The organism is Bradyrhizobium diversitatis, assembly GCF_016031635.1.
Lineage (GTDB): Bacteria > Pseudomonadota > Alphaproteobacteria > Rhizobiales > Xanthobacteraceae > Bradyrhizobium > Bradyrhizobium diversitatis.
Map to the genome: position 1 here is coordinate 175,891 of NZ_JACEGD010000013.1, position 20,343 is coordinate 196,233.

At 59.0% G+C, this 20,343-nt stretch carries 18 protein-coding genes and 1 pseudogene; 4 read left to right on the forward strand and 15 right to left on the reverse strand.

The window, feature by feature from the left end:
• Nucleotides 1-382 precede the first annotated feature (382 nt).
• Nucleotides 383-1,717, reverse strand: coding sequence for an ABC transporter substrate-binding protein (locus tag H1B27_RS16400; protein WP_197966749.1), 1,335 nt, complete (start codon nt 1,715-1,717; stop codon nt 383-385).
• Between the two features lie 85 nt (nt 1,718-1,802).
• Here H1B27_RS16400 and H1B27_RS16405 point away from each other — a divergent pair, with 85 nt between their 5' ends.
• The 3 genes from H1B27_RS16405 to H1B27_RS16415 all read left to right on the forward strand — a co-directional run bounded on the left by H1B27_RS16405 (nt 1,803) and on the right by H1B27_RS16415 (nt 4,270).
• Nucleotides 1,803-2,390 (forward strand): TetR/AcrR family transcriptional regulator, encoded by a 588-nt coding sequence (locus H1B27_RS16405; protein ID WP_246515459.1) that lies wholly within the window; start codon nt 1,803-1,805, stop codon nt 2,388-2,390.
• A 114-nt stretch (nt 2,391-2,504) separates the two neighbouring features.
• Nucleotides 2,505-3,398, forward strand: coding sequence for an alpha/beta fold hydrolase (locus H1B27_RS16410; protein WP_197966751.1), 894 nt, complete (start codon nt 2,505-2,507; stop codon nt 3,396-3,398).
• Between the two features lie 20 nt (nt 3,399-3,418).
• A complete protein-coding gene (locus tag H1B27_RS16415) occupies nt 3,419-4,270 on the forward strand; it encodes an alpha/beta fold hydrolase (protein ID WP_197966752.1) in 852 nt (283 codons plus the stop codon).
• A gap of 92 nt (nt 4,271-4,362) precedes the next feature.
• On the opposite strand, the pseudogene H1B27_RS16420 reads toward H1B27_RS16415, so the two are convergent.
• The 13 genes and pseudogenes from H1B27_RS16420 to H1B27_RS16480 form a co-directional block, all read right to left on the reverse strand.
• Nucleotides 4,363-5,233, reverse strand: a pseudogene (locus tag H1B27_RS16420) (intradiol ring-cleavage dioxygenase).
• 43 nt (nt 5,234-5,276) lie between these two features.
• Nucleotides 5,277-6,344, reverse strand: a complete 1,068-nt coding sequence (locus tag H1B27_RS16425) for a maleylacetate reductase (RefSeq protein WP_197966753.1) — start codon at nt 6,342-6,344, stop codon at nt 5,277-5,279.
• A 2-nt stretch (nt 6,345-6,346) separates the two neighbouring features.
• On the reverse strand, nt 6,347-6,964 hold the full coding sequence (locus H1B27_RS16430) for a nuclear transport factor 2 family protein (RefSeq protein WP_197966754.1): 618 nt from the start codon (nt 6,962-6,964) through the stop codon (nt 6,347-6,349).
• Nucleotides 6,965-7,030: 66 nt separating this feature from the next.
• Complete coding sequence (locus H1B27_RS16435) at nt 7,031-7,834, reverse strand: IclR family transcriptional regulator (RefSeq protein WP_197966755.1); 804 nt, start codon at nt 7,832-7,834, stop codon at nt 7,031-7,033.
• Nucleotides 7,835-8,054: 220 nt separating this feature from the next.
• Nucleotides 8,055-8,921, reverse strand: coding sequence for a shikimate dehydrogenase family protein (locus H1B27_RS16440; RefSeq protein ID WP_197966756.1), 867 nt, complete (start codon nt 8,919-8,921; stop codon nt 8,055-8,057).
• Nucleotides 8,908-9,723 (reverse strand): sugar phosphate isomerase/epimerase family protein, encoded by an 816-nt coding sequence (locus H1B27_RS16445; protein WP_197966757.1) that lies wholly within the window; start codon nt 9,721-9,723, stop codon nt 8,908-8,910. Before H1B27_RS16445 ends, H1B27_RS16440 begins: the two co-directional genes overlap by 14 nt.
• Nucleotides 9,724-9,802: 79 nt before the next feature.
• Entirely contained in the window at nt 9,803-10,783 is a 981-nt protein-coding gene (locus H1B27_RS16450; RefSeq protein ID WP_246515461.1) for an alpha/beta fold hydrolase, read from the reverse strand.
• Complete coding sequence (locus H1B27_RS16455; protein ID WP_197966758.1) at nt 10,780-11,919, reverse strand: epoxide hydrolase family protein; 1,140 nt, start codon at nt 11,917-11,919, stop codon at nt 10,780-10,782. The genes H1B27_RS16450 and H1B27_RS16455 overlap by 4 nt, the downstream gene beginning before the upstream one ends.
• Nucleotides 11,916-12,725, reverse strand: a complete 810-nt coding sequence (locus H1B27_RS16460) for a sugar phosphate isomerase/epimerase family protein (protein WP_197966759.1) — start codon at nt 12,723-12,725, stop codon at nt 11,916-11,918. Before H1B27_RS16460 ends, H1B27_RS16455 begins: the two co-directional genes overlap by 4 nt.
• Before the next feature lie 42 nt (nt 12,726-12,767).
• Nucleotides 12,768-13,835: a Gfo/Idh/MocA family protein gene (locus H1B27_RS16465; protein ID WP_197966760.1), complete on the reverse strand. Its 1,068-nt coding sequence runs from the start codon at nt 13,833-13,835 to the stop codon at nt 12,768-12,770.
• 19 nt (nt 13,836-13,854) lie between these two features.
• Complete coding sequence (locus H1B27_RS16470) at nt 13,855-16,395, reverse strand: branched-chain amino acid ABC transporter ATP-binding protein/permease (protein ID WP_197966761.1); 2,541 nt, start codon at nt 16,393-16,395, stop codon at nt 13,855-13,857.
• Nucleotides 16,392-17,261, reverse strand: a complete 870-nt coding sequence (locus H1B27_RS16475) for a branched-chain amino acid ABC transporter permease (RefSeq protein ID WP_197966762.1) — start codon at nt 17,259-17,261, stop codon at nt 16,392-16,394. The genes H1B27_RS16470 and H1B27_RS16475 overlap by 4 nt, the downstream gene beginning before the upstream one ends.
• 64 nt (nt 17,262-17,325) lie before the next feature.
• The gene (locus H1B27_RS16480; RefSeq protein WP_197966763.1) at nt 17,326-18,594 is read right to left on the reverse strand and encodes an ABC transporter substrate-binding protein; all 1,269 of its coding nucleotides are present in this window, start codon (nt 18,592-18,594) and stop codon (nt 17,326-17,328) included.
• Nucleotides 18,595-19,061: 467 nt separating this feature from the next.
• Between H1B27_RS16480 and H1B27_RS16485 the strand changes: the two genes are divergently transcribed.
• Nucleotides 19,062-19,892: an alpha/beta fold hydrolase gene (locus H1B27_RS16485; RefSeq protein ID WP_197966764.1), complete on the forward strand. Its 831-nt coding sequence runs from the start codon at nt 19,062-19,064 to the stop codon at nt 19,890-19,892.
• Between the two features lie 171 nt (nt 19,893-20,063).
• Here H1B27_RS16485 and H1B27_RS16490 read toward each other — a convergent pair.
• On the reverse strand, nt 20,064-20,343 hold a 280-nt coding region (locus H1B27_RS16490; protein WP_197966765.1), incomplete at its 5' end, for an integrase core domain-containing protein.

Sequence of the window (20,343 nt, forward strand, 5' to 3'; positions counted from 1 at the left end):
TTCACAGAAAAAATGGCCCCTTACGAAGCTTTGGCAACCCCGGTACCTATCGGAGTCTATCGACCGGATGGCGCACCGCCTGCGCAGTCAAGGCCACTCGGAGCGCACCGGCACAGAGCTTCAAATACCGTCAGAGATCAGGAAGACGCTTTCGGTCTCGACGCCGCCAATCCGGCTGCTGTGCGGCAACCACACGGGTCGCTCTGCCCTCAAAAGCTGCCTCTCTCCGTCAGTTCGGTCCGTGACCGATTCCCTCGAATCGTCGGCTCGATACCTTCTCTCCGCCGCCGCGCCTCCGACGTCCCGCCGCAGCGCTTCCCTAAGGTCGACGAAGCTCTCCCCATAGGGGCGCTCGACTACTCCTAGAGCGTTAGCGCTCGTATCATCGGCTACCAAATCGCCGCTCAATCCATTCAAGTCCAGACATCCCGTCCGGAGGAGTGACCTTGTTGGGCGCGAACCGCACGACATTGGTCAGCTCTATTTCTTTGCTTCCTTCTCGTCGTCGGACCGTCCCATAGACCGCTTCGGCAACAGCCTGTCGACCATTCGCGCGCATCATCGAAATTGTCGATCCGACACCCTCGAAGGTCGACCCAGCCAGAACCGACGCAACATCAATCGTCTTCGCCCCAGCGCCGGCGCGGTCCCAAGCGGCTTTCAAACCTAGCAGCGCATTGGCAATCCCATAGGATGGATAGATTGGCGCAATTTCATATCGATCACGATAGTTGGAGCAGAACCAGCGGTTCAACTCAGTGTCATGCGCCAGCAGTCCGTGCGAACCACGGCCCCCAAGGATAGTGCCATCGGGAATTATCCCCGCCAACCGATGAAGGCCGCTCTCTCCGGACACCAATAGCAAGCGTGTATCCGGTATCGTTGTTCGTGCGACTTCGACCAACCGGAACAGATCAACGCCCCAGTTGCCGGAATGAATGAGTTGGGCACCCTGCTCTTTCAGAAAGTTGATAGGAGTTTCGACAGAGCCTGAATAGAGCGGCGCAAAGTGACCTCCGACCTCCTGCGCATCAGGCTGGAGGACCTGCAAGGCGGCGCGAAATTCTTTCCAGCTGTCCGTCCCCCAAAGATATTGTTGGTTGATACCGCCGAAACCCAGGCCGCAAACCCCGAGTTGGGCCGCCACGTAGCGCGCGGCGCCGACAGAATCAGCCGTTGTCGTCGTCTGGGTACGAAAGACCCAATCCCACTGGCGTGCAAACAACTGACTGGCGCCGCCGCCGGAAACAACCGTTAGTAGGCCAAGTTCCTCGGCAACGGGAGCAATGGCCATCGCGACTGCGCTGCCCGCGTACCCGACCACGATATCCGCACCGTCAGCATGTATGCGCCGCGACAGCGCGATCTGTTCGTCTTCCGAGCCACTCTCGTCGTAGACCCTCAGTGACAGCTTGCGACCAGCGAAGCCCGAAGCAGCGTAAGGCTCTGGGAGCTGGCCTCCGGCATTGATGGTTTCGACCATGAGCTCCGCAGCGTTGCGCGCTGGAAAGCCAAAAGGCGCTGCTGCGCGCCCGGACACGTAGGTCACTACGGCGACATTCACAGGCCTGTTTGTATCCGTCGCCATCTGTGCACTCCGGTTATTGGACTTCTTATTTTTGGACCATTCAGTCTTTATTTGCAAGACCTGACCGTTAAGCTGGAAAGTACGGAGCGGAACGCCGCCTTGGCAAACCCGCATCGTGCGGCGCCCCATGCTTCCGCAATTCCGGGAAAACGGGCTTGATATTAACGACCGCTTAGTCTAGATATTGCTCATGATACGAGAGACTTCGCAGCGGATGCGCGGCCGTCCGAGAGAGTTCGATCCCGATGACGCTATCGAAAGCGCCATGGGCGTGTTCTGGACATCAGGTTATCATGCGACGTCGCTTCCGGAGTTGCTTGAGGCGACGAATCTTTCTCGTGGAAGTCTCTACGCCGCCTTCGGCGACAAGCACGGGCTGTTCTTGCGCGCGCTCGACCGATACATCGCAGACTCCTTGACACGCCTGGATGCCGACCTTGATCCGCGCAAAGACGTGTTGGACGGCATCCAGGCGTGCCTTGCAAGATACGTTGAGCGAACCAGCGGGGCTGGCGCCAAGCGCGGATGCCTGATTGTGGCAACCGCCATGGAATTGGGAAGTCAGGACGTCGAAGTGGAACAGCGCATTCGACGCTTCTTCAAGGCGATGGAAGCGCGGCTGACGACGGCATTGGAACGCGCGAAGTCCGAGCGACGATTGGCTGATGAGGTCGAGCCCTCGACCGCCGCGCGTCTCATTATGTGCCTGCTCGAAGGCATGCGCGTCGTCAGCAAGACAAACGCCGACCGCAGCTCATCGCAAGCCGTCGTCCAAGCCCTGCTTGATCGTTTCGCAAAATGAGATTTTCGATGGTTTCGTCGCCAACGCGCTTGCGCATTTTTGGACCAAATGGTCGTCAAATTGCCTCCGCTCCTTTTTCAGCCGTTTGCCGTCCAACCATCGAGGGGAAGCGCCATGGACGCTGAGTTATACCCCTACCGATCACTACGGGCCGGCGACATTCGCTTTGCCTACTATCGGATGGGCTCAGGTGGTCCCCCGATCATCCTCCTTCATGGCTGGCCGCAGACATCGCATGCCTGGCGCCGCGTGGCGGGGCTTCTCAGCTCTGCGTATGACGTCGTGGTTCCGGATCTGCCGGGTTTTGGCTACACGTCAAAGCCCGACGCGGGCTTCGATAAAAAGACAATTGCCCGTCGCCTTAGAGAATTCGCGCATGGGCTCGGTTTGTCTCGCGTCGCTCTTGCCGGACACGATCTGGGTGGACACGTCGCGTACGCCTACGCGGCACAATGGCCTGAAGAGGTCAACAACCTGATTTTTATCGAGAGCAGTCTTCCGAGCTTCGGCCAGGAAGAGGCAATGGATGTTTCGAAAGGCGGAAGCTGGCACTTCGGCTTCAACATGGCCGGTGACATCTCGGAGGAATTGGTCCGGGGACGAGAGAAATTGTTCGTCGATCACTTCATGAGACGCGAGAAAGTCGGTCTGTTCGATGCCAATTCAGTGAGCGACGCGGACATTGAATTTTACGCGCGCGCGCTTCAGCGGCCTGGAGCACTGAGATCGTCGTTCAGCTATTACCGCACGTTGCCGATCGATCGAAGTGACAATTCGGTCTGGGGACAAACGCCGCTTCCGATGCCGGTTCTCGCGATCGGGGCTGACTGGGGTTACGGAGCCGCATCCGAGCAGACGGTACGTCGGGTCGCCAGGGATGTTCAAGGAGCCGTCATCGAACGCTGCGGGCACTATCCCGCGGAAGAACGTCCGGACGAACTAGCTCGCTTGATCGCCGATTTTCTGGCGAAGACGCCATCGGCCCAACATCCAGCGCCGCAACGCTAACTTCAATGAAGGGGTCAACAATGAATTCTGAACTAAACGGCTTCCGTCACAAATCGCTACGTGTTGGCGACGTAAAGATCCATGCTGTCGTAGGGGGCGATGGACCCCCGCTCGTACTGCTCCATGGCTGGCCACAGACCTGGTGGGAATGGCGCAGGATCATGCCGGTACTCGCCGAACATCATACCGTGGTTGCCCTCGATCTACGCGGGGCGGGGCATTCCGACTGCCCGCAGAGCGGCTATGACAAGGCAAGCCTGGCCGAAGACGCGCACGGGGCGATGGCCGTACTCGGTTTTAGCCGCTACGCCGTCTGCGGCCATGACATCGGGGCGATGGTTGCCCTGGCATTGGCTTTCACCCACCGCGAATCCGTGACCCGCGTTGCCGTCCTCGATGCGCCGATGCCCGGATGGAGTCAGTGGGAGGCCAATTTCGCCGATCCGATGGTCTGGCATTTCGCATTCCACATGAAGCGTGATTTGCCGGAACGCCTGATCTACGGCCGCGAATTTGACTACGTCTCGACCTTTTTCGCCGATCGTACCTTTAACCACGGTGCACTGCCGGTCGAGGAAGTGGAAATCTATGCGCGCTCCATGGCTCAGCCTGGCAACACGCGAGGTGGCCTCGAATGGTATCGCGCATTCCCGGTTGACCATGCTAACGCACTCGACTGGAAGCGATCTCCCTTGACGATACCTGTTCTCGCATTGGGAGGCGATCACAGGTGGGGACCGAAAATCGTCGCCATGCTGGAGGAATTCGCCGGCGACGTCTCGGGCGGAAGTATCCGGGATTGCGGCCACTGGATGGCGGAAGAGCGCCCGGCCGAGACGGCCGATGCACTTCTCAAGTTCTTCGCGCAATGATGCCTTAGGCGATCGGCTCCCGTCGAAGCCGAGGCTGTCGACGGGAGTACCGGGACTTCATTCAAGGCAGCGAAGCGCAGAATTCCGCGGTATCATTTGCTGACATTGGCGAGCACAAAGTCGTAGCGCAACGCGGCCATATCCCTTGCGACTCTGTTGCCGCGTGCCGTCAGCCCGGCATTCTGCGTCTGAAGTCCGCAGATCAGAGCATCCTTGACGCCGAACACGACGTCGGAATCGAGGTACTCACTGTCAGCCAGAAATAGATGAGTGACCAGGGTTTCGCATCCCGGAGCTGAGATCATAAAGTGCACGTGAGCCGGCCGATACGGGTGACGCGCTTGCGCCTTGAGCATGTCGCCCACTGGCCCGTCGTCAGGAATTGGATATGCGGCCGGGATAACGGTTCGAAACCAGAACGCACCATCGGGGTCGGTGCGCACAACGCCCCTCCCTGCGGGTTTGGCCAACCCCGTCTCGCTTTGGACGTCATAGAAGCCTTCGGCATCGGCGTGCCAGAATTCGACTACCGCGCCGGCGATCGGCCTTCCATCGATACCGCCGACCTTACCCTCGACCAGAAGCGGCGCGCCCGTCATGCCTCCAGAGATGTCGTCGCCGAGTGCGAACTCCGGTGCGGAGGCAACATGGAAGGGCCCCAGCACGGTCGTTTGCGTCGCATGACCCGGAAAACGGTGATTGATAGCGTCCACCAGCATCGATACGCCCAGAGTGTCCGAAAGCAGAATGAATATCCTGCCTCGTATCAGTGCACTTTTGACCGACGCGCGTCAGAAACGAGATTGCCTGCGCCCATTCGTCATAGCTTGGCTCTACCTCCCGCACGAAATCATGAAGGTGGCGAACCAGCGCCTCGCTGATGATACGGTGTCGGGAATTGGGTGCATTGCGTACTCTTTCCAGCACTGCTTCCGTTATGGACGTCTCATCGAAGTTTCTCATCACGGTCTCTTATTCTTTTCACTCAGTATGAAGCCAGGATAGTTTATTCGGCATGCGGGGTTTCACCTGACCATGCTCTTGCAAGCATCGAATGCAATGCGGCCGCCTCGAGCGGTCGAGGGTTCGAATACTGATCTTTCATTACTTGTTCGACGGCTCGCGCGATCCCCTCGTAAGGCATGCCGAGCTCGGAGAGCGAAAGAGGATTGCCCAGCGTCCGATTGAGAGCGAACAGGCCGGCCGCCGCATCCGGCTGCCTCAATGCATTTTCGACACGTTCCATCGCTGCCAGCGCCGCGGCGCTGTTATAGGCGACAACGTGAGGGAGCATGACAGCATGCGTTTCAGCATGACGTAGATCGAAACTGCCTCCAAGCACGTGGCAGATCTTGTGATGCAGCCCCATTGCAACAGAGCCCAGACAAATCCCGGACAGCCAGGCGCCGTACTGAGCGGCCTCGCGCGCGGCGACGTCACTCGGTACGGTCACAATACATGGGAGCGCGCGCGTGAGCGCGCTAATTCCCTCTTCCGCCATCATTGAGACGATCGGATTGGTATCAGGCGCATAGAGTGCCTCAACCGCATGCGCGATCGCGTTGACCCCACTCACGGAGGACAGCCCTGGCGGCAGAGAAATCGTCAGATCGACGTCGTAAATGACGACCTCTGGCAACACTCTGGGCGAGCGCAGCGTCATCTTGCGACCTTCCTTGGTCTCCCCCAGGATCGTTGTCATCTCGGAGCCCGCATAGGTAGTGGGCACCGCGATCTGTGGAAGATCGGTCCGCAGCGCCAGGGCCTTGCCAAGGCCGATGGACGATCCACCGCCGATAGCGACCAGACTGTCACACTCTGCCGCACGCAATTGGGAGAGCGCCGTTTCGGTAACACCGAGCGGAGTGTGCATCGTCGCTTCCGCGAACATCGCTTGGGCTGCGCAATCCGACGCAACACGCAGCGCGAGATCCTTTTGGTCCGCGGTGCAAACGACGAAGGCCCGGCGACAGCCCAACCGCTCCAACTCTGGCGCGACCTCGCGTATCCTCCCGGAACCGAACAGCACACGTGCCGGATTCGAGACGTAGGCGAAAGGATAGATGCCCGTCATGGCTAGAGCTTTGCCCCACGAAGCCATGCGGCTCCGCGACCATAGAGCTGTTCTACCTCTTCGCCCTTGAGACCGGGCATATCCGGTTTAACGGTGTAACCAATGCGGGTCTGCATATAGGCGAGATGACGGTAGCCTTCGGGAAAGCGAGCGAGCAAGGCGGCGTCGAGTTCCAGCTTCGCCGCTGGCGAGACCGGATCGATTCTATCCTTCTCATAGATCGGCTGCCTCAGCACGATGCCCCAGCGATTGTTCCGCTTTTCCAGGAAATCATAAAAGCGGCCGGTGCAGACAACGTCGCAGGTAACACCTTCAACATCGCCGCGCTGAGAGATTGTCATTTTGGTCTGCGAGATAGCGCGGCTTCCGCTGACCTCAATCGATATTCCACCGAGGAAATGCAGGATGCTGACGCCACGCGCCCAGCCCTCCTGGCTGACCAGGATGAACTCGTCGCCGCTTCCTTGAAACCAGGTTGCCATCATGCGTCCGTCAGGATGCCACACCTGTCGAAATCGCTCCCAATCGCCAGCGTCGCGCCAAACGACCCAGTTCTCGAGCAAATCACGGATCTGTTGGCGATCTGCCAACTGTTCGTCTGATTTCACTGCCGCATCCATGCCAAGTCACCATGTTCTTAAATGTGAACATGTTCTTGTACATGCACAAGGCGACGAATGTCAATCTTAGCGGGCGTCGAGTTCTGATCGCGCCGCCCGCGGGTTTACGAGGAGTTGCCGCAACAGATCATCCCGGGTCTGGATCAGTGCCTGTTCTGCTCTACGCTGCATTTCCGGATTAAATCGCGAGGCCGGAATTGCGACGTTGATTGCGCCCAGCGGTTCTCCGGCCGGATCGAGCACCGGAACTCCTATGCCGACGATTCCCGGGGTCCACTCTTCGAGCGAATATGCGATGCCTTTGGCACGGATTTTTTCGATCTCCTGACGCAGGACCTTGACCGAGTGAATTGTTTTTGGGGTCGCCCGCTCAAACTGCACGCGACCAAGATATTCTTTCTGAAAGCTGCTCGGCATGTGAGCCAAAATTGCTTTCCCCCCGGAGGTCGCATAAAGCGGCGCCAAATCACCTAGCCGCATATGGGTGACCAATCTGTGCGGTCCGAGAACTGTCGCCGCGACCTCAGCCTCATCGCCCCTCAGAAGGTTTAGCGCGCTGCTTTCGCCGGTCTTGTTTGTTAGCTCCGCCAGGAACGCTTCGGACTGGGTCGCCAGGTCACGCATCCTGCCCGCGCTCTGCGCCAGACGAAGCAATGCTTCGCCTAACCTGTATCCACGCCCGTTCGCCGTGACTTCTACATAACCGCGCGCAATCAGATTCTTCAGTAGCTGGGAAAGGCTGCTTTTCGGAATCCGCAACATGTCCGCAATTTCACTGTGCGACATTTCGCGTCCCGCGTGGGATAACAACTCGAAGAGATCGAGCACGCGATCGGCAGACTTGACTGCCGCCAGTCCCGTATCAGACATCAAAGACATCTCCAGTTCACATATATGAACTAATCTGTCATTCTGCCTTGTATGTCAACGCGATGCTGCCGGCGACAAGATGGGAATGGTAGGAGCCCCCCGCCCACCGACGACCCGGACCTGCTAACGAGCCAACGGGTCAAGATATGCGCCTGTCCCTATTCCCCACGGTCAGGCGGCGGTTGACCATGATGCTCTCCATCGACGGCTGCCTCCTGCCTTAGCGAGCCGCCGGCGCTCCGACAACCAGGTTCTCCCGAAGGAACTCGATTTGGGCATCGAGCTGATAGAGCATCACGGCTTCACCGAGCTGGATCTCGCATCCCCGCGCCCTCGCCTGCTCCAGAAATGACGTCACCGGCGGCTTCATGACTACATCGGCCACCAGCATCTGCGACGACAGCAGCGCGGGGTCCAGAGGCAGAGGGTCATCGGGTCTCATACCGAGGGGCGTGGCATTCACCACTAGGCGAGCCCCACGGGGATCAGGCGTATCGGCCGCGGTTACAGGGTAATCGGCCCGGCTCAACCGCTTGACGAGCGCGCTGGCACGGTCGGGGGAGACATCGAAGACGCGTACCACTGCGCCAGCCATAGCCAGTTCCGCGGCGACCGCGCAGCCAGCGCCGCCAGCCCCGATCACGAAGGCGCTCTGGCCTTCCGGATTAAAACCACGGTGTGTAAGTCCCCGCACGAAGCCCACTCCATCGAGAATGTCGCCACTCCAGGAGCCATCCGCTTCGCGACGCGCGACGTTGATCGCACCGACAAGGCGCGCGCGCTCGGAGCAACGATCAACCAGCTCAGCCATTGGAATCTTGTGCGGCACCGTGATGACCAAACCGTCGAGGTTTCTAATCAGCTTCAGGCAGCCAAACGCCAGCGGCAGGACGACGGCCGGCACATGGAGAGGTATCAGGGCTGCATTGAGACCGGCGTGGCGCAGGCGCTGCGTCATTGGAGCAGGAGCGCGTACCTGCGACACCGGATCGCCGATCAGCCCCAAGATGCGCATCTCGCCGTTGGGAAACTCGTTATCCGAGCCTGTTTGCCCCGATGCCACGGCCGAGGACTCACTGCCAGCCATAGCGCTGCAACTCTCGCAGAGCGCCGGCCATATCGGCATCTGGTGTTTCGGAGATCAATTCCACGATACTCGTCCCCGAGAAATTGATCTCGCGAAGTGCCCGCGCGACCGCGCCGAAATCAACGGCAGATCGTCCGATCGGAGCGTGGTCCCATTTGCTGCGGCTCGCGTCGGAAAGATGGACTTGGCACAACCAGCGGCCAGCAGTCCGGATGGCTTGGGTCTGGTCTTCGCCGACAAACTCTCCATTGGCGACGTCATAGGCGATTCCAAGATGATCGCTGCCAAACGCATCCAGGAACGTCACCATCTGCTTCACGGTTGGCATCGAGCTCATATGGTGATTTTCAAGGATCAGGCGCACGCCCGCGCGCTCGGCGTGCGGAAGAAGTATCTCGAGACCGGCCTTCAACCAGCCATGCGCCGCTTCGAGTGGCGGCGGCACGAAGTTGGCGCGTCTGCCCGGAACTACAACGATCATCGGCACGCCGATCTCTTCGCAAAGGTCAATGACGTCGAGAAACTGCTGAACCGAGTATTCGCGCATCTGTGGTGTAACACTGCACAGATTTTGATCGGTGCTCGGTAAATTCAGTGAATCAAAGCTCAGGCCTTCGCTGGCGAGGAAGGTACGAAGCGCGCGACGCTGAGCAAGATCGATATCATATGGCCAAAGATGTGGTGGGATCGTGAGGACGTCAAAGCGACTGTAGCCCAGGGCCTTCAGCCGCCGAAGAGCTGCTTCCAGATCACATGTCTGCAGATAGGTCCATGTACTGGCCCCAAGACGAAGAGTTTCCACGTAAGCTGACCTTTCAAAGTGTCGATGAGCATTGCGCCCACGGAGCGACGAAGTCCATCATTTGTCGACAGAGGCCCAATTACGCAGTGTCGCGCTTTAAGGAAGCCTCGAGAAACGGCGCGATCTTTTCAATGACCGCTTCCGGCGCCTGCTCTGGCAAAAGATGTCCGCAGGCAATATCGAACCCGCTCACGTCACCCGCCCAGCGGCGCCAGACATCGGCTGCAGTCAACACCCCGGTTTCCATCCCGCTGGCAACGAGGCGTTCGTCGGCCCAAAGCACCATGACGGGACAGGCAATCTTGCGTCCCGCTGCCCGATCAGCCGCATCATGATCGAGATCAGTGTCGTAGGCGGAGCGATAGTCCTCGATCATCGCTTGACGCACCGACTTTTCCCGAAACGCTTCGCGATAGTCGGCCACGGCAGCGGGATGCAGCTTCTCGATTCCACCTGCCATCTGGTTCAATGTGGCCTCAAGAAAGGCATCAGGATCCGCCGCCAGCATCCGCTCCGGCAAATCGCCCGGTTGAAGAAACAGAAACCAGTGAAATGCGCCCTTGGCGAATTGCCGGTCGACCGCGGGCCAGACATCCAGCGTCGGCACGACGGCGAGTGAACAATAAGCACTCACACGGTCTGGATGGTCGAGCGCAAGCCGATAGCCGACACGCGCGCCGCGATCGTGTCCAACAACGGCAAAGCGATCGTGCCCGAAGGACCGCATCATCGCGACGAGCTCCGCGCCCACTGCTCGCTTGTCCCATGGCCCGGCATCCAGAACTCGGCTCTTCCCGTAGCCCGGGAGATCGGGTGCCACGACGGTATAACGCTTCGCCAACGCTGGCGCGACATCGTGCCAGGTGGCGTGGCTTTCAGGGTAACCATGGAGCAGAAGGAGCGGTGGTCCCTCTCCGCCTGTTACGCCCGCAAAGCGCACGCGCGAGGTTTGGCGATCGAGCGGTGAAAAACCTTCGAACAGATGCGGGGCTCGGCTCATCTTGATCAGTCTCGCTTGGAACAGGTTTTCGCTTTGGCTTGCCTCGGCCGAGAAAGTCATCGAAATGCACGAATGAAGGCCAGAAGGTCATCGGCTAGCAGTTCTGGTTCTTCGGTCGCCATGAAGTGGCCGCCACGCGGCAGGACGCTCCAGCGTGAAATCTCAAATTGCCGGCGGGCAAAGGATTCGGGCGGAATGCCACCGATCTCCGCGGCCGAGAGGTAGAAGCCAACGGGCACCTTCACCTGAGCTCGATCTACCCTTGCGCCGGGCGGCCAGTCGTAGACAAAATATGGCAGGAACGATGTGGCGATCGTATTGGTGATCCAGTAGAGCGTGGCATGGCCGAGGATGACGTCCATGACTTCAGGGCTCGCGACATTCAGTTTATCGCTCCAGGAAAACCATTTCTCACCCAACCATGCGATGAGCCCTGCGGGGGAATCGCTCAGGCCATAGGCAAGACTGAGCGGTTTGGTTTGCTGAACATGCATGTAGCCGCCTTCCATGGCGGCCCATTGGTTGCGTGCGTCGAGGTACGCCTGTTCGTCCGGCGTCGCGGCGGCTTCGCCCGGCAGCGCCACCCGGAGCGCGTTCGAACTGACATGAATAGCCCGCACGCGTTGCGCATGCCGCACGCCCAGCCAGGACGTCACCCGCGCCCCGACATCGCCACCACTGGCGAAGAACCGCTCATACCCAAGCGAGGTCATCACACGCGCCCACAGGTCGGCAATCGCGGCGCCGGTATATCCGCCAAGAACACTGGTTGGGGACGAGAAGCCGAACCCAGGCAGCGAGGGGATAACCAGATGGCAGGCATCTTCGGCTCGCCCTCCAAACCGCTCTGGTTGGGTCAGGCGCTCAATTAACGGGACGATCTCCAAGAAGGTACTGGGCCAGCCGTGGGTTATGATGACGGGCACTGCGTGGGGATGCGGACTTCGAACATGGACAAGATGGACGCTCACATCCTCTATGGTGACGAACTCATGAGGCAACGCGTCGATGCGCTGCCGCCAGGCGGCGAAGTCGAAATCATTGGCCCAATATCGGACCAGGCGCCCGGCATCATCTGAGCTCAAGCCGAGCGACCGATCGTCACCAGAATCATAGGACGGCCAGCGTGTAGCAAGAAGCCGAGCACGCAGATCGGTGATTTTCCCGACGAGCGATGGGGTGACGATGGGGGTCATTTGAACCCCGCCTCTTCCAGTAACCGCGTTGTCCTTGACATTGCCAGGCTTGCACGTGCCGCCGGCGCCAAACCACTCCGCTGCTCGTTAGGCGCCTCGATGGCGATCGGTGTGTCCGGGGGGAAGGCTCTAATAAAATCAGCGAGCCAAAGGCCGCCTTCGCCCGGATAAAGCCGCCCTCCCCGGGCCTCGGAACGCACTTCTTCAGGCGCCGGAGGGACGGCTGGCGCATCGCACAGATGCATGTACGAGAACAGCGCCTGATCATATTGCGCCAGATCCGCTGGGCTGCCGCCCGAACGGCTCAGATGCAAGGCATCCACTAACACTCCGGCATTTGCGGGCCCGACGTCTTTCAGCAATGCTATTGCTTCCGCCAGCGAGCGAATTTCAGAGTACGGGAGGAATTCCAACATTACCCGTATTCCCCTGATGTTGGCCGCTGCGCACAACCGGGAAAGGTTATCCGCAAGACGACCGCGATCAGGATCGCGCCCCGCCACAACGACGTACTTGGCGTTCAGTTCGACTGCGACATCGAGAGCGGGCTCCAGCGCGGTGACATCGCTTTCAGCCGAAAGCCAGATCGCCTCCACATCGAATATCCTGAGACCCGTGTCCGCGAGCCGGCTTTTGATGCGTCGCATCATGTCGGGATCGCCGATGACCGGGACGATATGATCGGTCGGGAACGGCGCCACGATGCGTAGCCCGACCGCGTCATACCCCCCGATCTGCGCGGCCTCGATCAGCGTGATAGGGTCAGCGTCAATGACCGTGAAGTGAGCTAGAGAAAGAAGTGGCATACTTGATCCTTGAGGATGGGAGCCGACCAGGTATGGCTTCGCTCACTGTTCGCTCAGAACAATCGTCCGGCCTGACGCTGCCGCGTCCTTCACGGCCAGCGTCGCCTGGAGCGTACGGACCCCATCGAGACCCGACACAAGCGGAGCTTCCTCGCGGCGTATCACTCGGGCGAAATGTTCGATCTGGCGGACATAAGTGTCACCGCTTTCAGCCATCAGCGTCTCTGCATTGAGGTCGCTCCGCCAGCCGGGCTCGACCGTGCCGTGATAATTGTAGTACTCGAGCGTCGGAAGCGTCACAGAGCCTTCCGTCCCGGCAAACACGTGCGAACTGACCTTCTGCCGCTTCATCCGGTCCGACGTTCCCAGCATCAGGTCGAATTCGCCCGAGGCGAGATCCCATGAGAACGGAGTGACAGCGGTATCCGAGACGCTGATGGTTGCTATGGCGCCGCTGTGGAACTGCAAAAGCACCGCGGCAGTATCCTCAACGGGGAACCCGCGCACCGCATTCGAACTCAGGGCCTGAAGCGAGCGGATCTCACCAAAAATAAAGCGAATCAGGTCAATCTCGTGAATGAGGTTGATCAGGATGGGTCCGCCACCGGCCTGCCGTCGCCAATCAAGATCAAAATAGCTCGCCGTCTTCAGTTGATTGTACATGACTGTCGCTGTGACCGGTCGTCCAATGAGCCCGTCACCAATGGCCTGACGCACACGCTGCACGGCGGTATTGTGACGGCGATGGTGGCCGACCAGAACCGGCACATTCCGCGCCTCCGCTACCCTGCACATTCCGCGAGCGGCCTCGACTTCATCGGCCACAGGCTTCTCGACCAAAACCGGAATGCCTCGTTCGATACAGGCGAGCGAAACCGGCACATGCTGCGCGTTCGGAACAGCCACAACCACGCCGTCCAGCTTCTCCCTCTCCAGCATATCGCGGTAGTCCGCATAGGCAGGTACGTTTTCGGCGCGAGCGAACTCCAGGGCCGAGGGCGTAGGATCAGAAATGGCAACCAGTGTCGTCTCCGATGACTCCCGGATTACCTTCCAATGTGCTTTTCCGATCGTGCCAAGGCCGACGATGCCGATACGCACTGAAGCCATTTAACCTCTCCTTACCTAATTACGCGATTGCTTGCCTGGCGACCGCAGCTGACGGATCATCCTGGACAACACCGAGCAGCCTCGCTTGAAGCGCATGGTCTTCCGCCAATGTCCGGGCCGCTCCTTCAAATGCGACCGCGCCGTTGACGAGCACGTACGCCCTGTCGACGATGGTCAGCACGGTTTCGGCATGATGCTCCACCACGATCATCGCAATTTTCCCGCGTAGCTTGACGAGCGCCTCCATCACTTCACTAACAACCGCCGGTGCGAGGCCCTCGAACGGCTCGTCGAGCAAGATCAGCTTGCTGGGAACAACGAGCGCACGGGCAATGGCCACCATCTGGCGTTCACCTCCGGACAGGTTCTCCGCCCTCGCCTTTTGGCGGGTCCGAAGGCGCGGAAATAGCTCGAACACCTCCGCGAGGGCGATGCCGCCCGGGCGCATCGCGAGTTGAAGATTCTCCAAAACAGTCAGGTTCGGAAACAGACGGCGCCCTTCCGGAACGAGCGAAATACCAAGCCTGTTGATTTGATACGGCTTCAATCCGTTGAGTGTCGCACCGTTGAATGTGACCGTACCTGCGCTCGACGGTAAGCTACCTGTGAGCGCTCGTAGCAAGGTCGTCTTGCCGACACCGTTGCGGCCGAGAAGCGCGACCGCTTCACCTTCATGAATCGCCAGGTTCACCCCGGAGAGGACCGTGCTCCCGGAATAACCCGCAGCAACGCCCTGGGCATCCAGCAGCCTGGACTCCGGGACGCAGGCAAGCCGCTCGACCGTTGGTCGTGCTTGCGCCCCGCTTCCCCTGCTGGCGCCCAGATAGGCTGCAACAACCTCCGGATTTTTGGCCACGTCTGCTGGCTTACCATCCGCGATAATGCGTCCCTGATGCAGAACCGAGATACGGTCCGAGATGGCCAATACTCTGTCGATGTCATGTTCGATGAGCAGCACCGCGTGCTTTTCCGAGAGCTTCTTGATCAAGTCGGCCACAACGACCCGATCGGCTTCCGCCAAACCAGCAAGCGGCTCGTCAAGCAAGAGCAGCTTCGAGTCGATTGCGAGGGTCACGGCAATCTCAAGCAGCCGCTTCGCTCCGTGGGGGAGTTCCGCTCCCAGATCCGCCGCCCGCTCGACCAAACCCACGGCATCAAGAATGGACCACGTTCTGTCGTTCAGAGCCGTGATACCGTGAGCGTCGAAGAACAATCCACCCAGGCCGTGACGCTGAGCCTGTACGGCTACTCGCACGTTCTCAAAGACACTCAGGTTCGGGAAGATTGATAGAATCTGGAACGAACGACTGATTCCGAGACGCGCGCGGGCGTGGATCGGCAGGTTCGTGATATCCCTGTCCTCGAACAATATCTGGCCGCCACTTGCCGGCAACACCCCTGTGAGCATGTTGTAAAGGGTCGTCTTTCCAGCTCCGTTTGGGCCGATAATGCTGTGAAGCACAAAGGGTCGAATCTGGAGATCGATCTCCCTGGCGGTAACGAGGCTACCGAAATTCTTCGAGAGCTTCCGCGTTTCGAGGAGCGGCCTAGTCGCGTCGATTGCCAACGCTGCGCTTTCGTAGGGTTCAATTGCGTGAGGTCTGGGCGGAATTGCGTTGTCCGTGAGCGTCCAACGCTGGCGACGCGTCATCCGTTGCGCCAAACCGTGGACGCCTTCGGGCGATAGCAACGCGAACAGGATCAGCACTGGCGCAAACATCAGCCACCAGTTCTCGGTAAGCGCCGACAGCCTGTTCTCCAAAATGATAAAGGCGATTGCGCCCCAGAGCGGGCCGAGAAAATGATGCACGCCGCCGAGGACCGTCATCAAAAGACTGTCGCCCGCATGCTGCCAACTCAGATTGTCAGCATAGACACCTTGGAGCATAACGGTCAGAAGAGCACCAGCATAGCCAACGACCGCGGCCATGAGTGAAAACGCGGCGAGACGAACAAGGTAGACGTTATAGCCCAGACTGCTGGCCCGCTGCTCGTTGTCGCGCACGGCCTGGAGTACGCGTCCAAAGGGCGCATGCGCCAGCCGCCAAATGAGCCACATGGCGAGAACCACGGTCACAACCACAAATACGTGGAACGAGGTGTCCTTGGCAAAATTGGCGCGCGGGATACCCTGAATGCCATTTTCGCCGCCAGTTACCGAAGTCCATTTGAACGCAATCTCGAACGCGATCTGCGAGAAAGCCAGCGTCAGCAAGGAAAAATAGAGACCCTTGCGACGCAAGATGATCGCACCGATAGCCAGCCCGAGCAGGATCGAGAACAGGATTGACAACGCCAGCGCGGCAAATTCGTTACCCTCCCCGGAGAGAAGAAGAAACGCTGCCGCGTAGCTGGCACCACCGAAGAAGACGGACGCGCCGAACGGAACAAGGCCCGTATAACCGACGAGCAGATTTACTCCAGTTCCATAGAGCGCATATATCGCAATTTGCGTGACGAGAGAAACTGGCGCACCGATCCCGAGCCACAGGCCGGTCAACGCACTGAGAACGACGGCGACCCACACAACGGGATGTCGCGAGAGCGTGCGGACTTTCATTCGAACCTTTCCCACTTTTCGCCGAAGAGGCCGCGCGGACGAACCAGCAAGATGACTGCCATCAGGACGTACATCGCTGCACTGGACCAATCGGGATAAAACTGAATGGTCATCGCAGTCACTACGCCGACAAGGACGCCGGCAATGATCGCTCCGGCATACGAACCAAGACCGCCGATAGTGACTATGACGAAGGCAGGCATGATCGCGCCCGCGGCCATGGACGGATTGACGGTCCACAGCGGACCGGAAAGCATGCCCGCGAGACCGGCAAGGAGGCAGCCGATGCCAAAAACGATGCTCAGGACGATCGGAAGATTGATTCCGAGAAGTCCAACCATCTCCGCATCGCGCGAACCAGCCCGAATAATCCGCCCGAACGGTGTGTATTCAAGAAAACTCCAGAACGCGACGAGCGCGAAGACCGTCACCGCCAGGACGACGATACGGTATTTGGTGATCAACACCGGACCATATTCCAAGAAACCGGCAAGGAATCTGGGCGGATTGAAAGGCAGAGGAGCGGCGCCGAACACCAGGCGAAGGATCGCTTCGAAAAACAAGGCCAGCGCAAACGTAAGAATCAGACCGAGTAGCGGCTCCTTTCCGTAGAGCCGTCGTATCAGCACGAATTCGACGAGCATGCCGACAAGACCTGTAAGCAACGGCGCCAGCAACGCCGCTCCCCATCCGAAATCCCGGTTCAACATCAACGCAAGATATGCACCGATGGCAAAGAAGGCGCCGTGCGCAAAGTTCACGATGCCGAGCATTCCAAAAATGACTGAGAGTCCTACGGCGATTAGAACGTAGAGAAATCCCAGAACCAGACCGTTCACGGCCTGAGACAAGATCAAGTCAAACATTGAGTGCTCCCATTGAAGGAGCCGCATCTTTCCAGCTGGAACTGCGGCGCCCCCTTACCGAGACCTAGAGCGCGTCCATCTTGCACGCGCTTTCGGCCTGCGCGCCGAAGACCTTCTCGATCTCCGCGTCATTCGAAGGCGTCTCGGCGAGAATGTCGAAGTAGTCCCATTTGTCAGTGATTTTGGGTTTGACGCCGACGACGAGCAGACGATTGACCATCTGATGATCAAATGCGCGGTAACCCGCCTTTACGCCGCCGCGCTGAACGCCCCACCTTTCGAGCGCGTTTACAATTGCTCCGGGCTCGGTCGCTTTCGCAGTCTCAACCGAATCGAGCAATGCATTCATTGCCATCCATCCCATCCAGGTCTTGTCGGCTGCGGGACGCTTGTATTTTTTCTCATATGTTGCCGCCATCATCTGCTCTTCGGGCGGATTGTTGGGGTTCTTGTGGTACCAGTTGATCGTGAACAGGCCGTCCGCCGCTTCTGGACCCACGCCCCAGAGATCCGTGGCGCCGACGGCAATTTCGGCGAACGGAATCTTGCCTTTCATACCCAGTTCGTTCCACTGCTTCAGAAACGTGGAGATATCGTTGCCCGGCACCCCACCCACAACGACGTCCGGCTTGGCGGCACGGATCTTGAGAATAAATGAGCTGTAGTCAGCCGTATTGACCGGGACCTCGTCGGCGCCGACAAGCGTAATTCCATTAGCCGCACTGAATTCGGTGAAAGAACGCTTGATGTCTTGCCCGAAAGCAAAAGCTGCAGTCAGGAGATACCACTTCTTGCCAAGCCCCGCACAATATGGCGCGAGAACGCGGGTATGAACGTCTGCCGGCGGCTGCAGGCGGAAAGTGTATCTGTTGCAAAGCCGCCCGGTTAGATCGATCGCCCCCGCGTTGGCAGCGACGAACGGGATCTTCGCCTTTTTAGCGACCGCGGATATTGCGAGCGCGCTCGAACTTAAGGAGCCGCCAACAATGCCAACTACGTTATGTTCGCCGACCAGGCGCTCGGCATTTTGCTGCGCCGCTTGTGACGTCGGCTCATCGAGCCAAATGACCTCGGCCTGACGACCCAAAAGGGTGTTGTTGCGGGTCTCAAGAGCCAACAAGCTACCTTGCGCCATATATTCCGCCTGATCAGCCACGGCTCCCGTCTTGGCGTAGATCATTCCAATCCTGATCGGATCCGCAGCGGCGGCATTCCCAATGTAGGGCATCCCAAGCTTCGAAGCCGCAGCGTGAGCCAGCGCCAAGCCGCCCGCACCCCCGATCAAGGCTCTGCGATTAATCCTGGTCAAATGGCGCAACGAATTAGACGACATAACTACCTCCCTCACTGGTTTCTGCTTACGGCTCTCTGGAGCTCTCGGACGGCTTGCGCAGTAAGTTCCTATACATGAACTCGTTCTTCTATATGCACCACTTGGCGAGAAGTCAACGAGTCACGAGCTGCCGTCGCCACAACATTGCATTTCACGACCATTTGGTCTATATATTTGTGGGTTATGGGCGCAGCTCAGTCGCGGATAAGCTCTCCGAAGGGCGCGAGCGCGCGCATTGCAGTTCGTTTGCCTTTGTGAATTGTAACGAACGATCGAACTCGCCAATTTGCTGACGAGAACGGAAGCACCCTCAAGCAGCGATCCAGACAAATCTCGTTTCAAACACGTCGCGACGATCACTTCTGCGAGCATCGACCTGTACAGGCAATTTAGATTGCGGCACGTAGCGTACGCATATAAGAACGTGTTCTCTTATATAAACTCGATCAGTCAAGAAGGTGACGCACATGAATCGCAGACAATTGATCGGCAACGCGGTGGCTGGAGCCGCCCTCACGAGCTCCCTGTTTACGACCTCAAACAGCGCGAAAGGCGCGGAGAACAGATCGCCGCTTACGTTCGTACTTGTGCACGGAGCGTGGCACGGGGGTTGGTGTTATCGCGATGTTGCCAGTGAACTTCGCTCCGGGGGACACACGGTATTTACCCCTACCCTCACGGGCTTGGGAGAACGCGCGCACCTCAACGGTCAGGACGTCACGCTCGAGACCCACATTCGTGATGTCTGTGGGGTCATCGAGGCAGAGGAACTATCCGACGTGATCCTTTGTGGCCACTCTTATGGAGGGATGGTGATAACGGGAGTCGCCGACCGGATGGCTTCGCGAATCCGGACATTGGTGTACCTGGACGCCTTCATTCCCGAGCATGAGCAGTCACTGAACAAGTGCCTCGAGGTTGCTTTATCACGCGAGAACTTCAAGGCGTTCATTGAGGGGTTTCGGGGGAGTGCCATCAAGAACAATAGCGGTCTGATGGCACCTGCTCCGGCCGAAGGTTTCAAGGTCATTGAGCAGAAGCGCGCGTGGGTTGATCGGCGGTGCGTACCTCAAGCACTAGCGACCTTTGAAATGCCAGTGCTACTAACCGGAGCCGGTTCCGCCATAAAGGAGCGCGTCTTCATTTTGGCCGAGGGCTGGGATCCAAGCCCGTTCCGTTATTACGCAGCGAAGGTGGCCGGGTTACCGGGCTGGCGAGTTACCAAAATGCCTTGTGGACACGATGTCATGGTGGACATGCCGTTCGACCTCGCCCGCGAACTTGTGAAGCCAACGTAAGGGCGCCCGTACCCACGGAAGAGGCAGATCAAACAGGTCCTCGCACACATTTTGGAGCTGCCAGGCAATGCCAAGCTTGCTCCCGGGCAGCTGCCTGCACTGGACCTCCCAAACTGGTCGGCTTTATAGCCGACCGGTTTTTTGTGCGAACCTTGACCTGCCACCGAAGTTTCATCCAGTAGCGTTTAGAGTCCGAGTGGGTTTTACGCCGTTTGGCGCGGTGTGAGCAACGTGCGATCGGCGGAGCTGGTCGGGGTTGCGCAGCCGATCGCACGTTGCGGTGAGGTAGGCGGCATAGGCCGCAGGGGTCAGATAGCCGAGCGAGGAATGCGGGCGTTGGCCGTTGTAGTCGCCGACCCAATCCGCAATCTTGGCGCGGGCGTGATCGAGGCCGAAGAACAAGGTTTCGTTGAGAAGCTCGTCCCGCATCCGGCCGTTGAAGCTTTCACAG